This is a genomic window from Bradyrhizobium sp. USDA 241 (assembly GCF_049739505.1).
GTDB classification, from domain to species: domain Bacteria; phylum Pseudomonadota; class Alphaproteobacteria; order Rhizobiales; family Xanthobacteraceae; genus Bradyrhizobium; species Bradyrhizobium liaoningense.
The window spans coordinates 1,265,856-1,279,008 of record NZ_JBMGPZ010000005.1 but is presented as its reverse complement, the minus strand read 5'-3'; the positions used below and the strand labels follow the sequence as shown (position 1 = coordinate 1,279,008).

Below are 13,153 nucleotides of genomic sequence, written 5' to 3'. Positions count from 1 at the left end.
CTTGACGCCTCCACTTCTCCACCGAAGGAGCGATATGCCGTGTCCAACGATAACGTCACCAAGCTGATTCAGCCAGGAGTGTTCGACGACCAACTCACCGAAATCTTGCGTAACGGGGCCCGCGCTCTGTTGGCGCAGGCGGTCGAGGCCGAGGTCGCGGACTTTCTCGGCAAGCATGCCGATGTGAAGACCGAGGACGGCCAGCAGCGTGTGGTCCGCCACGGTCACCTGCCGGAGCGCGAGGTGATGACCGGGATCGGTCCAGTCTCCGTCCGCCAGCCGCGTGTGCGCGATCGCGAGGCCGCCGCCGCCGATCCCGACCGTATCCGGTTCTCGCCATCGGTCGTGCCGCCCTACATGCGGCGGTCGAAGTCGATCGAGACGCTGCTGCCGATCCTCTATTTGAAGGGGATCTCGACCGGCGACTTCTCCGAGGCGCTGGCGGCGCTGCTCGGCAAGGATGCTGCCGGGTTGTCGGCATCCGCCGTTGGTCGCCTGAAGGACGGCTGGCTCGACGAGTATGCCGCGTGGCAAAAGCGCGATCTTTCGGCCAGGCGCTATGTCTACATCTGGGCCGATGGCATCCATCTCGAAGCTCGCCTCGAGGACGAGAAGCAGTGCATCCTGGTGCTGATCGGCGCGACGCCGGAAGGCCGCAAGGAACTGGTCGGCTTCACCGATGGCGCCCGCGAGAGCGCGCACGATTGGCGCGATCTGCTGCTCGATCTGAAGCGGCGTGGGCTCGACGTGTCGCCGCGGCTCGTCATTGCCGACGGCGCGCTCGGGTTCTGGAAGGCCGCCGGTGAGGTCTGGCCGACAACGCGCGAGCAGCGCTGCTGGGTGCACAAGACCACCAACGTGCTCGCCAAGCTGCCAAAGAGCCAGCAGCCGAAAGCCAAACGCGCGCTGCAGGAGATTTGGATGGCGGAGTCCAAGGCCACCGCCGAGCTGGCATTCGACGCCTTCATCGAGAGCTACACACCCAAATACGAAAAGGCGGCCGACTGCCTCGGCAAGGATCGGGACACGCTGCTGGCTTTCTACGACTTCCCCGCCGAGCACTGGAAACACCTGCGGACGACCACTCCCATTGAAAGCACCTTCGCCACCGTGCGCCACCGCACGATCCGATCGAAGGGTTGCCTGTCCAACAGGACGGCGCTCGCGATGGTCTTCAAACTGGCCGAGGCCGCGCAGAAAAGTTGGCGTCGACTCGATGGTCACAACCAGTTGCCAAAACTCGTGCTCGGTGTGACATTCAACGACGGGATTGAGGTCATCGCCAAGCACGGCTGACCGTGAGCCCAAAACCGCCGCCGCCTGACCGGCCCGGCCGTCACCAAAATTTGGCGATAGCTCCCGTCCCGCCGCTCTTGGCGCGACGCCGAATTCCTCTGGGAACCGACGCTAGAGATGAAACGCGAGAATTCAGTAAAATCGGCAAATCAGTTTTGCCGACGAAAATTCGTTCAAATGCGAGGGGACGCGTTAGCGGAAGAACAAGGTGCTGCGCGGGAGGTGCGCTCCCTCTCCCACTTGCGGGAGAGGGTCGGGGAGAGGGTGTCTCCGCAATGGGACTTTCCCCTGGAGGAGAAAGCCCTCACCCGCGCCTTCGGCGCGACCTCTCCCGCAAGCGCGGAGAGGTGAGCGAGCCCGCGGCTCGGTCCGGGCAAACCAAAAGCGCGCTACGGATTTTGCGGCGTCAGCACCAGCGGCGGCTTCGGCCTGGGCTTGGCGGGCGGCGGGCCCGGAGCCGGCTTCACCTCGATCGGCGGCGGCAGCGGTGCGGCCTGCTGGCTGGCGAGCGGCGGGCTGGGCGCGGCGGGAGCCGCCTGCGGCGCCCGCGGCGTCGGCGCGGGCCTCGATTCCACCTTGGGCCTTGCCGGCATGCGGCGCGGGTCCTGACCCGGCAGGGGCACATGGGCCGGCGCCTGCTCAGGCGCTGCATCCGGAGACACCAGCGTCGGCAGCGCAGCGGTGGCCGGCGGCGGCTCGCCGCGTTCGATGGCATCGAGCCGACGCGTCTCGCGATCGATCGTGCGCACCGCCAGCCATGACGACAGCGGCGTGAGGTCGATGGTGCGGCTCAGCTTGTCGGGGGGCCCTGCCGCGAACAGCTGGATCTCCGGCGGGGCGCCGGAGAGGCCGGTCATGATCGGCGTCAGGCTGGCGCGGATGTCGGCCTGGTCGGCGGGAATGTCGTAGCCGCCGGAAACGATGGCGCGGGCGTTCTTGGCCTCCAGCGACGTCGCGCCGACGCGCAGCCGGCCGTCGCGGATCGTGAACGGGATCTGTGCCGAGGCGATCGTAATGGGAGCGGCCGATAGCGCGGGCTCGACGAGCTGCCGCAGACGGTTGTCGTCGGCAACCTGGCCGCCGTCACTGGCGCGGATCGCGATCTCGAACGCACGCGGATTGAGGCCGCTGATTTCCGCGGACTCGAGCGTCACCGTGCCGTTGCCGGCGAGCGCGCCGGTCAAAGCCGCGACGCTGCGGCCCTGGCTGGTCAGCGCCATCTGCACCGAGGCGCGCCCCTTGGACAGCGCGAGGTCGCGATAGCGCAGCGTCGCCGCATCGACATTGCCGAGCTCGATGCGCGCGTTCAGCGCAAGACCATTCGCGCCGTTGCGCGCGTCGAGGCTCCCTGACATCTCGCCGCCGCCGACGCCGCCCTTGAGCGCATCGAACGCGAGCGACTGCCCGTCGCTCCGGATCGTGCCGCCGAAGGGGCGCAGCTCGATGCCGCCCGGCAACGTTCCGCGCAAGGCCTGGAAGGCGATGCGGCCGCGCCAGCCGCCGACGAGCCCCGGACTGAACGGCTCGCCGGACTCATGTCCGCCCGCGCCGATCGCGATTGCGAGCGCCGGCGCAAGATCGAGCGAGTCGAGGCCGACCTCGCCGTCGACGCTCTTCTCCTGATCGAGCGTCATCGAAAGATGCCCGCGCAGATGCGAGCCTGCTGCATTGCCGTCGAGATCGTCGAAGGTCAGGCGATTGCCTGACAGCGTGAGGCGGGAAGACAGGCTGACATTCTGCGCCGATTTGTCGGCCGCGCCGGTGCCGAGCAGCGGCGCCAGATTGACGTTGCGCGCGCGCAGGTTCACGCTCGCCTTCGGCTCCGACAATTCGACGCTGCCTTGCGCATCCGCATCGAGCCCGCCGCCGCTGAGCTTCGCGTTCAATTGCAGCGGTCGGCGCCAGGCGCCGCTCAAGCGGCCTTCGAATTGCGAGGCGCCCTCGCCCGCGGCCACGACGCGATCGAGCCCGAGCAGCGCCAGCAGCGCGCCGGCCTGCGATGCCGAGCCCTTGGTGTCCAGTGTGAAGTCGCTGTTGCGCAACCTTTCGAGGTCGATCCCTCCGATGGCGGCCGCCGGCGTCTGCGCCGCCAGTGTCGCGGTCGCCTTGAGCTGCGGCGCGTCGAGGTCGAGCACGATCCGGGCATTGCTGCGATCGGCATGCTCGGTGTTCCTGTCGAGACTGAGATCGAGCTTGAGACGGGTCGCGCCGGGCGATGACGGCAGGGCATCGAAGCGCGCGCGCACCGCGGGCGCAAACGGCTCGATCAGCGCGGTGAGCTCGCGCAGCGAATTGGCCGAGGATTTCACCGCGAGCTTGCCGGTGGCTTTGGTGCGGTCGAAGCTCCCGCTCGCCTCCGTGGTGAGGCCGCTGGCCTGGCCGAAGCGCAACTGCTCCAGCGACAGCGATGCGGGGCTGTAGGCGAGCCTGGCTGCGAACGGCCGCAGCTCCTGCCCGGCGGAGATCGCGCGGCCGATATCCAGCGAGAGCTTCGCCTCTTCCGGCCACTCGCCCTGCGGCCCCGCGAGCGCGCGGACAAAACTCGCGGCGGCATCGAGGTCGAGCCGGTCGGCCTTGAGCTCCGCGTCGATGCGCGAGCCCTTGCTCGCGCCGGTCTGCACGAAGGCGATGCGGCCCTCCACCGCGCCGCCGTCGATGTCGGCCTTCAGCCTGTCGATGGCGAGGTGATTGGCGGCGATGGTCACGTCACCGGCGAGGCGCAGCGGCCGCGTGCTGCGCCGATTGACCTCGCTGCGGCCCTGAAGCCAGGCCACCAGCGTGTCCGGATCGGACGATTCGATGCGCAGACGGCCGCTGAAGCTGTCCGCGCCGGGGGTCGCGCCGTTGAGCGAAAGCTGCGTCGTGCCGGGCGCACGCAATTCGAGCCGCTGGAAGGTCCATGACCTGCCGTCGGTCCGAAGTTCGGCCGCAATGTTCTGAAGCGGACGGCCGCCGAGCATGATCTGATCGGCATTGAATTCGATCTGTGCCGGGATCGGCGTCTGCGGGATCGCCGCAAGGCCCGCTCGCAGCGCCGGCAGGACGCGCTGCGGATCGGCATCGTCCCTGGCCGTCAGCCTGTCGGCATCGACCTGCCGCGCCGACAGCACCGCGCGGAGCAGCGGCGAGGCGCCGAACTTGAGATCACCGACGCCGCCGAGCTTCAGCGCGGTGTCTTCCGTGCCGAAGCTGGCGTCGATCTGCTCGAATTTCGCGCCGGCCGGATCGAACTTGAGCCTGGTCGCGAGCTTCCAGGGCGTCGGCCCCGCCTCTCCCGCCTTCTTGGTCGCGGGCACGGCGAGCGTCAGCGCGCCGTCGAATTTCGGCTGGCGATTGTCGAAGGCGAGCACGCCTTCGAGATCGGCGAGGATGGCGCGCTCGCCGGGATCGATGTTGAGGTGCAGACGGGTGGCGCTGCCGTCCGCGCTGGGGCCGGAGGAGACGCGAAACGGGTAGCGCACCCCCGCGGCGCTGAAACTGCCGTCGCCCCGCACCGAGCCCGCGAGCGAGCGCACGTCGCCGGAGAAGGCGATGTCGTTCAATTCGAGCGTCGAGCGGCTGGCAGCGTCATGCAGGGCGATGCGGCCGGTGAGATTCAGGCGCTCGATGGCGAGGGATGCCAGGTTGAAGGTGCCGCTCGCGCTCGACGGCAGATCGACCCGCCCGCGCGCATCCAGGCCGAGATCGACCGCCATGCCGCCCACCGAAAGCTCGGTGGCGCGCCACTCGCCGCGCATCAGGGAGCCCAGGCTGAACTCGACGTCGAGCTTGTCGGCACGCAGGCGGCCGAGATCGTTGTTGCCGCCAAAGGTGACGCCGCGCAGCCGCAGCGTCGGCGCCGGCAGCAGCCGCGCGTCGAGCTCGCCCGCGACCCGCACCGGCACGCCGATGATCTTGCCGGCCTCCGCCTCGAACTGGGGCCTGAACTGGTTCCAGTCGACGTAGTAAGGCCCGATGAGCGCGGCCAGCAGCGCAATGATGAAGGCAATCGCCAATCCGAGCAGCGTCGTCTGCACGGGTCTCCCCTCGGCCAAACCGGCCCGGGCCGAACCTGAGGGCCTCAGGCGCGCCGGAACAGCCCCTTATATAGAGGGAAGTGTGGCGAAGTCACAGCGACTGTTGCGCGCGGAGGTTAACGCCGGCAGGCCTCACCAGCTCGCCGGCAACCGCTTCAGGCCACGCAGCACGAAGGTCGGCCGCCATTCCGGGTTTTCGACGTCGGCGATGCGCAAATCGGGCAGCCGCCGCAGCAGCGTGGCGATGGCGATCCCGGCCTCGATGCGCGCCAGCTGGGCACCCAGGCAGAAATGGATGCCGCCGCCGAACGACAGCGGCTTCACGTTCTGGCGGGTGACGTCCAGCCGGTCGGGCCGATCGGGATAGACCGCGGGATCCCGGTTGGCCGAGCCGAGCAGGCACAGCACGGTCTCGCCCTTCGGAATCTTCGCGCCGCCGAGGTCGACATCCTCCAGCGCGACGCGCCCGGTCATCTGCACCGAAGAATCGTAGCGCAGGAATTCCTCGATCGCGCCCTCCATCAGCTCCGGCCGCACCTTGAGCAGCGCGAGCTGATCCGGATTGCGGTGGAGCGCGAGCAAGCCGTTGCCGATCAGGTTGACGGTGGTCTCGTGGCCTGCGCCGAACAAGAGGATGATGTTGGCGGTCAGTTCCTCGTTGGTGAGCTTGTTGCCGTCCTCCTCGGCCTGCACGAGCTGGGTGATGAGATCATCCCCGGGAGTGCGGCGGCGCAGCTCGAACAATTGCTGGAAATACATCTGCGCCATCAGGTTGCCGGCGTTGCCCTGTTTGATCTCCTCCGCAGACAAGGGCACGGGATCGAGCAGCCGCCCGCCGTCGCGCGAGCTCTTGTAGAAGACTTCGCGGTGCTCCTCGGGGATGCCGAGCATGTCGCAGATGATGGTGACGGGCAGGCGGAAGGCGAAATCCTCGATCAGGTCCATGTGGCCGCGTTCGATCACGGCGTCGATGGCCTCATCGACAATCTGCTGAATCCGCGGCCGCATGTCCTCGACCCGGCGGGCAGTGAAGGCCTTCACCACGAGGCCGCGCAGCCGGGTGTGGTCCGGAGGATCGGCCTGCAGCATCCAGTAGCTCATGCTGCGAAACACCGGCTCGTTCATGATCTCGGGGCCGTAGCGGCGCGTGGTGCGCTCGACGAAATCCTTGCCGAAACGCTTGTCGCGCATCACGAGGCTGACGTCGGCATGGCGGCTGGTGACGAACTGGCCGAACGGCGTCACATGGATGGGATCGAGGGTGCGCAGCCGGTCGTAGTGCGGATAGGGATCGCGGATGAAGTCCGGCGAGAGCGGGTTGAACAGCGGTCCGCCTCCGGCGCCTTGCACATGCTCGTTCATGGTGACCTCAGTCCGGTTGCCGCATGAATCGAATACGCCGGGCAGTCCCTCATGCGCAGCGTAACCATCCCTGAAACTCGATACATTGTTGTATCGAATTGCAGTCTGCCCTAACCTGTGCCGATGTCAAGGGTGAGAACGAGACCGACCAGGGACGACACGCGCGACAAGCTGTTCGAGGCGGCCGCGCGCGTGTTCGAACAGGACGGCATCGGCGGCGCCAGCATCGAGGCGATCGCGGCGGCGGCGGGCTTTACCCGCGGCGCGTTCTATTCGAACTTCAAGAGCAAGGACGAATTGATCATCGCGATGCTCGAGGACCATGTCGAGCAGTCGATCCGGCGCAACATGGACATCCTCGCGCAGCACGACAATCTCGACGATTTCATCGCGGCGCTGAAGACGATGGATCGCAGCCGGCAGGATCCGCTCGGCCGCTCGCCCCTCCTCCACATGGAGATGATCCTGTTCGTCGCACGCGCCGAGAAGCGCCGCCCGGAGCTTGCCAAGCGCCTGCGCGCGCGGCGCAAGCTGGTCGCCGACATCGTCGAGGCGACATTGAAGAGCAACGGGCGCAACGACAATCTGAACCCGCCCTGGATGGCCTCCGTCGTGCTCGCGCTGGAAGACGGCTTTCGCCTGCACCGGCTGATTGATCCGGAGACGACGCCGGCCGACAGTTTCCTGCGCGCGATCACGGATCTCAGGCGCAGGACGGGATTGGCGGCGGACCACGTCGAAGTGGTCCGCGTCGAGCCCTGATCGGGCCTCGTCGGGACCGACCGGCTCCACGGGCCATCCAAAATACGAATACAGGAATTCCTCTCCGACCTCGCGGTCGGTTAGGTTGACCCGTAGTCGGAGACCGACCGGATGGATGCGTGGGCTCATCAGGTCGTTTGCGGCACTCGACCCGTCGCATACTTTCGCCAGCGGCCTGGTCGCGACAAATTCCGGCCGACCTCTAAGTCGGTCGTGAGGTGTAAACCGGACGCCACTTTGACCGGGCCGAACCGACTCGATTGACCCCGAGCGGACCTGCCGCCGGAGGCGTCGGCGCCGAACAGTCGAAGCCTTGCGCCTAGTCCTTCGCGGCCGGTACGGGCGGCACCGGCAGAATGATTTCGGAAGCGATCTTCCAATCTTTCTCGACGCGAAGCCAATTGATAATCATTAGAAACGGCTTGGCTGTTCCGTCCTGCCCCGCATAGGAGACCGTGATGTTCATCGGCACGTAGGACTCGGCGACATCGCGGGTCAGGCCGACAACCTTGAGCTTGGAATAATCTGGCTCGAGCACGACCGGACCGGAGCTGCCGATATCGTGAAGCTTCTGATCAACCGCCTCGTTGCCCCAAAAGCCGGCCCAGTTCCCCTCAGACTGGATCGCGCTCTTAGCTACCAATAGTGTGGAGGGCGATTGCCAGAACATCTCATGGAGAGCCTTGAAATCGTGCTTGTTAGCCAATTCCATCAGCCTGCCGAACTTCGATTTGATCGCGCTAAGGGTCGCAGCATCCAGCGGCTCTTTCCTGATAGCGGATTCAGACGCGACAGTCCCGGCGAAAAGAACCGAGGCAGTGACAGTGACAACAAGTGTCTTGTACATGCGGGCATTCCCTTTCGACGTCTGGCTCGCGTCATGATAACGCCTGTCTCGTTCCGCGATTGACATGAGTTACCACTCCATCGGCCGAAGATTTCATCAGAGCGTTTTAGCCTGCACACTCGCGTAGCAAGGTTGTGATTTTCGTATCGAGATCTCGGGCGACGGCAAGTGCTTTCGAGCTGCCATAGTGCAGTAGATAACTCTCCATTTTGTCATAAGAGACGTGCACGCCATCGGGACGCTCATCGACGAGTACTGTGACTGGAGCATAAGATCCAGCATCGGGCACGTGCTTGACCATTTCTTTCATGATGAGTGGATTGCCTACCACGAACCGTTTGATCTTGGGCGTCCTGGATCCGGTTTCGCGACGCAGAATGTCGCCCAAGTCGAATTCCGCGAAGAGCATAAGGTCCGTTCGGCCGAGGCCGCGTTGTACGACGCGCTCCAGATCCGGGAAGGAGTTTGTCGCCCTCGTCTCTTTGAAAAAGTTGACCATGTCAGGTTGACCGATCGCGGACTTGAGGGTGGCGACAACAGCCTCGAATGGCTTTGCGCTCGTGAGGCTGAAACGTTCCACCTCGACTTTAGCGATTGTGATTTTGTCCTCCGTGACAACTATCATTGATAGGGTGCGTCCGATGGTGCGTCGGAACGCGGCAAGATCATGCAGCCGCGGGATGTGCTTCCAGGAAGGTCCTGACGTGGCTGACGAACATGTCGGGATACTGAAACAGGGCACCGTGCCCTGAATCGGGATAGAGGACCAACTGGGCGTTGCCGAGTTCCTTGAACATTGCGTAGGCGTTGTTCGCGGGCAGCATGGTGTCGTGGCTGCCGCTGACCACAAGAGCGGGCTGGCGGATGGCGCGTAGAATGGCGTGCTCGGGATCAGGTGTGGCGCACCAGGTGATCAGAGCCTTGGCCTGCGGATCGGTAACCGCGTTGCCGTTATCGGTGTCCCGATCGTCCTTGCGCAACTTCGTCCGCTTCAGGAAGGCCAAGCCTGACGACCGGCTGGCGGACGACTTCGTGAAGAACAGCGGCAGACGGGGGTCCGGCGCATCGGTTTGGGAAAACGCCTCCTGCAGAACCGCCAACAGGTGTTCCTCTCCGCCTCTTGGCGCGGTGCCGACGAGGATGAGTTTCCGGACCAGCCTTTCGTGCTCAGCTGCGATCTGTTGGGCAACGCAGCCGCCGAGAGAAAAGCCCAGCAGGTCGACCTCAGAAAGGCCGAGGAGATTGATGAAGGCGAATGCATCCCTCGCCATCGCAGCGATATTGTCAGGCGTTTGGCCGGTCGAGCGACCGACCCCAGCATTGTCGAATGCGATGACGGGGCGATCGGCGGCAAGACCGTTGACGACGGCGGGATCCCACGCATCAATGTTGCCGGAGAAGTGCTGCAGGAGAACTAGCGGCGTTCCGGTCGCGGGGCCGAGGCGACGATAGGCGCGAAGCGGATTCCGTGGCCTTCGACGTAACGGGTCGGTGCCGTTTCGAGCGTGGCCGCGTCGTGGCTCGCGATGTCGAGTTGAGTCATGTCATCCTCCGGATGTTTGGCATAAAATAGTCGAGTGGGGATTTGGCCTGGCCGCGCGATCGAGACCTTGGATGTCGCTGGCCCTTCCGCGGCTTTGTCTGGTTCGCCATCGCGGTCCGCGTTCTGCATTCTCTGAGCGAGCGGGCCCGCTCCCGGCGCGAAAGGACCGGGAGCGGTACCGTTACTTCGCGAGTGCGGCCTTTTCGATTGCCTCAGCGACTTGCTTCGCATGGACGACGAGCGAGGCATGGCTACCGGCGACTTCCGTCGTCTGAGCCTTGATCCTGGCTGCGAACGACTTCTGCGCCTCCGGCGCGAGGACTTTGTCCTTCGTGCTGATGACATAGAACGTCGGCTTGTCATGCCAGGCCGCAATGTCGACGGGGGCTTCGAACGCAACGTGATTCAACGGAAGCTGCGAGTTGGCGAGGTGCTCAGCGATTTCCGGAGGGAGGTCAGCCGCGACGGCTGACGGAAACACCTTGGGATCGATGTACAAATTGCCCTTTGCGTCGGGATGGATCGCCTTGACGCCTTCGGTCGGCGGACCGGCCTTTGCCAGCGACGCCAGGGATTCACCGACCTCTGGCGCGAAGGCCGAAACATAGACCAGCGCCGAAACCTTGGGATCGTTGCCGGCCTGCGTGATCACTACGCCGCCCCAGGAGTGGCCGACCAATACGGTCCTGCCGTCCTGCTTCGCGAGCGCCTGTTTGGTGGCATCGACGTCGGCGGCGAGCGAAGTGAGCGGATTTTCCACGAGCGTAACGTTGTAGCCCTTCTTCGTGAGAATATTGGCAACGGGCTGCCAGCTCGTCTGGTCCACGAAAGCGCCGTGCACGAGCACGATGTTGTGGGCTGCTCCCTTCGGGAGTTCTGCGGAATGGACGGAGCCAGCCAAGGCCGTTCCGGCCAGAAGGACGGTGGCGACTGAGAGGAGGATATTTCGCATTGATAATTCCTGTTGGCATGTCGGACGAACTCGGTCCGGCGGAATGGACAGGCGTTTCCAGCAAGGTCGCGGTTCTTGCATCTGCCATCGGCAAGATGGTTGCCGTACGTGACGTCGGCCCGTGGCATGACCTAGTTCGCGGACAGTCCGGACGATAGAGATCAATCGTCCGGATGTTGTGTCGGATCGTCCACTGGTCTAGCTTTGGCGACATGGACATCCTCGCCCAAGTGCTCGATCGTGTTCGCCTCGGCGGCACGCTGCTCTTTCACTTCGAGTTCGGCCATCCCTGGCATCTTGAGTTGCCGGCGCGCCCCTACGCCCTGTTTCACTATCTCAGCGAGGGCTCTGCGACCCTGGCGCTCGGCCAGGGTCCGGAAATCCAGATGAGCGAGGGCGATTTTGTCGTCATCACACGCGGCGAGCCCCATGTCTTTTATTCGGATCGCCGGGCCAAGCCTCTGCGGATCATAGATATCGATCGAGCGTCGGCGCGGTTTGGCGTCATCCGTCACGGCAGCCGAGCAAAGCCACGCTCGACGATGATCTGCGGCAATTTCGTAGTGTCACGGCCGCTGTTTGGCAGTGTGCTGGAGCTACTGCCGCCCGTGCTCCTGCTGAAGCCGACGGCAGACGGAGGTTGGCTTGAAGCGATCCTGCGCCGCATGGTCAGCGAGTCCGCGCTTGAGCGTCCCGGTCAACGCGTCGCGCTCTCACGACTGACGGAAGTGCTCTTTGTCGAGGTGCTCCGAAATTGGATCGCGTCTCTTAGTCCCGGACAAGGCGGCTGGCTCGGTGCCATATCTGCCCCACATATCGGACCGGCACTCAAGTTGATCCACGAAAACCCGGAGAAGCCCTGGACCCTGAGCGACCTTGGCCACCGCGTGGGGCTCGGCCGCTCGGCGTTTTCGGCGCGCTTTACCAAGCTCGTCGGCCAGTCCATGCACCGTTATATGGTCGAACGCCGCATGGCGGAAGCGGCGTTCCTGCTGGAAGCCAGCGATGAGCCCATCGCGCGAATTGCCAGCAGAGTTGGTTACGAGACAGCGGCGGCGTTCTCGAAGTTATTCCATCGACATCACGGCGTATCGCCTGGCCGGTACCGAATATCCCGTCGCTCTGACACCGGCGAACGGCAAGGGGACTTTCAGGAAGCAGCGGTCGCCGATTAGGTTTGTAGCGAACATCTACGGCAGGTCGCGCTACTGGCCCATCTGCGACCTGCGAGACCATTCGCTCTTCGGCGTAGGCGGCAGACCGAACATCAGGCGGCCATCGCTTGTTGAGGACATGCCCTAGTCGTGTCTCGAGCGAGCGGCTGGTCCCGAGCCAGCGAGTTGCGAGATTCGTCGCAGGATCGGACAAGGCATGTCCGCTTTGGGAAAGATTTTTCGGCGCACCCTGCGCCACAAACAAGCCCATCGCTCGAATCCAAAGGTTCCGTTCTGACTCAGCTCCCGAACGGCGCAGCCACACCGATGTCCGTTGTCGATGCCCTGAGGGCGGTTGCCGGTCTTCAGCCCAAGGTGCGCGCGAGCTTTTGCTGGGGCCGATGCGTTCGCGGCACCTATGCCCCCTCGGATCAGGCCAAGGAGATCACCAAGTCCCGCAGCTTCACCATGCCCTCCCGGGTGCTGGCGCGTTTCTCGGCGGACGGCGTCTCCGCGAATGCGATCGATACGGACCGTCGCTCGCTGCGCGGCTTCAGCTTCCGGCTCGGCAGCGGCAATCAGCTCTCCGATATCGTCACCCAGAGCGTCCCGGTTCATTTCGCCAGAACGCTCGACCAGATGCTGGCCTTCCTGCAAGCACACATGCCGGGACCGGACGGCAAGCCGGACATGGCCCGAGTCGAGGCATTCTCCGCCGCCAATCCGGAGACGCTGCGTCAGGCAAGCTACCTTGCCACGAATCCGCCGCCGGCAAGCCTCGCCTGCACGACCTATTGGGGCGTGCACGCCTTTCCCGCAACGAACGCGAAGGGTGAGACACGGTTCATCAAGTTCAAGGTCGCGCCGGTCGGCGACGAACGCAGACCGGCCGCGGATGCGGCCAAGTCGACCGGCTTGCTGCGCGATCTCGACTCCCGCATCGCGGCGCGCGATGTCAGGTTCAGCGTGATGGCGCTGCTGGACCGTCCCGGCGATCCCGTCATGGACGTGACCATCCGTTGGCCCGACGAGGATGGACGCGAAGCGGTGCGCCTCGGAACGATCGTGATAACGGGCACTGAATCAAACGAAACGTGCGATGCGTCCGTGTTCAGTCCAGCCAATCTTGCCGAAGGCATTGGCCATCCGCCGGACGAGATATTTGCGGCGCGGCGTGACGCCTATGCCATCTCCCAGACCGAACGCCGCTGAACGGAGGGA

The 13,153-nt window shown here is 64.8% G+C and carries 8 protein-coding genes and 2 pseudogenes; 4 read left to right on the top strand and 6 right to left on the bottom strand.

The genetic code is table 11. The features are described 5' to 3' along the window. The first annotated feature begins 39 nt into the window (after positions 1-39). Positions 40-1,324, top strand: a pseudogene (locus tag ABIF91_RS27895) (IS256 family transposase). Positions 1,325-1,685: 361 nt separating this feature from the next. Here ABIF91_RS27895 and ABIF91_RS27890 read toward each other — a convergent pair. Continuing rightward, positions 1,686-5,312, bottom strand: coding sequence for an AsmA family protein (locus tag ABIF91_RS27890; protein ID WP_028181676.1), 3,627 nt, complete (start codon positions 5,310-5,312; stop codon positions 1,686-1,688). A gap of 132 nt (positions 5,313-5,444) precedes the next feature. Then, on the bottom strand, positions 5,445-6,674 hold the full coding sequence (locus ABIF91_RS27885; RefSeq protein WP_028181675.1) for a cytochrome P450: 1,230 nt from the start codon (positions 6,672-6,674) through the stop codon (positions 5,445-5,447). Between the two features lie 123 nt (positions 6,675-6,797). Between ABIF91_RS27885 and ABIF91_RS27880 the strand changes: the two genes are divergently transcribed. After that, positions 6,798-7,436, top strand: coding sequence for a TetR/AcrR family transcriptional regulator (locus tag ABIF91_RS27880; protein ID WP_028181674.1), 639 nt, complete (start codon positions 6,798-6,800; stop codon positions 7,434-7,436). 319 nt (positions 7,437-7,755) lie between these two features. Here the strand turns inward: ABIF91_RS27880 and ABIF91_RS27875 are convergent, their stop codons facing one another. The 4 genes and pseudogenes from ABIF91_RS27875 to ABIF91_RS27860 all read right to left on the bottom strand — a co-directional run bounded on the left by ABIF91_RS27875 (position 7,756) and on the right by ABIF91_RS27860 (position 10,778). Continuing rightward, a complete protein-coding gene (locus tag ABIF91_RS27875) occupies positions 7,756-8,283 on the bottom strand; it encodes a hypothetical protein (RefSeq protein ID WP_028181673.1) in 528 nt (175 codons plus the stop codon). A gap of 106 nt (positions 8,284-8,389) precedes the next feature. Then, a complete protein-coding gene (locus tag ABIF91_RS27870; RefSeq protein ID WP_028181672.1) occupies positions 8,390-8,884 on the bottom strand; it encodes a DUF302 domain-containing protein in 495 nt (164 codons plus the stop codon). Positions 8,885-8,948: 64 nt separating this feature from the next. Continuing rightward, positions 8,949-9,826, bottom strand: a pseudogene (locus ABIF91_RS27865) (alpha/beta fold hydrolase). 181 nt (positions 9,827-10,007) lie between these two features. Further along, positions 10,008-10,778 carry an alpha/beta fold hydrolase gene (locus ABIF91_RS27860; protein ID WP_028182442.1) on the bottom strand — a complete coding sequence of 257 codons (771 nt, stop codon included), beginning with the start codon at positions 10,776-10,778 and terminating at the stop codon, positions 10,008-10,010. Between the two features lie 212 nt (positions 10,779-10,990). Between ABIF91_RS27860 and ABIF91_RS27855 the strand changes: the two genes are divergently transcribed. Together ABIF91_RS27855 and ABIF91_RS27850 are read left to right on the top strand one after the other, a co-directional pair. Beyond that, positions 10,991-11,953, top strand: a complete 963-nt coding sequence (locus ABIF91_RS27855; protein ID WP_028181645.1) for an AraC family transcriptional regulator — start codon at positions 10,991-10,993, stop codon at positions 11,951-11,953. A 273-nt stretch (positions 11,954-12,226) separates the two neighbouring features. Further along, positions 12,227-13,144: a catalase gene (locus ABIF91_RS27850; RefSeq protein WP_028181644.1), complete on the top strand. Its 918-nt coding sequence runs from the start codon at positions 12,227-12,229 to the stop codon at positions 13,142-13,144. Positions 13,145-13,153 lie beyond the last annotated feature (9 nt).

Excerpts from the sequence above, each read along its gene's own strand:
- ABIF91_RS27885 (WP_028181675.1), bottom strand. The coding sequence starts at position 6,674 with ATGAACGAGCATGTGCAAGGCGCCGGAGGCGGACCGCTGTTCAACCCG.
- ABIF91_RS27880 (WP_028181674.1), top strand. The coding sequence starts at position 6,798 with ATGTCAAGGGTGAGAACGAGACCGACCAGGGACGACACGCGCGACAAG.
- ABIF91_RS27875 (WP_028181673.1), bottom strand. The coding sequence starts at position 8,283 with ATGTACAAGACACTTGTTGTCACTGTCACTGCCTCGGTTCTTTTCGCC.
- ABIF91_RS27860 (WP_028182442.1), bottom strand. The coding sequence starts at position 10,778 with ATGCGAAATATCCTCCTCTCAGTCGCCACCGTCCTTCTGGCCGGAACG.
- ABIF91_RS27855 (WP_028181645.1), top strand. The coding sequence starts at position 10,991 with ATGGACATCCTCGCCCAAGTGCTCGATCGTGTTCGCCTCGGCGGCACG.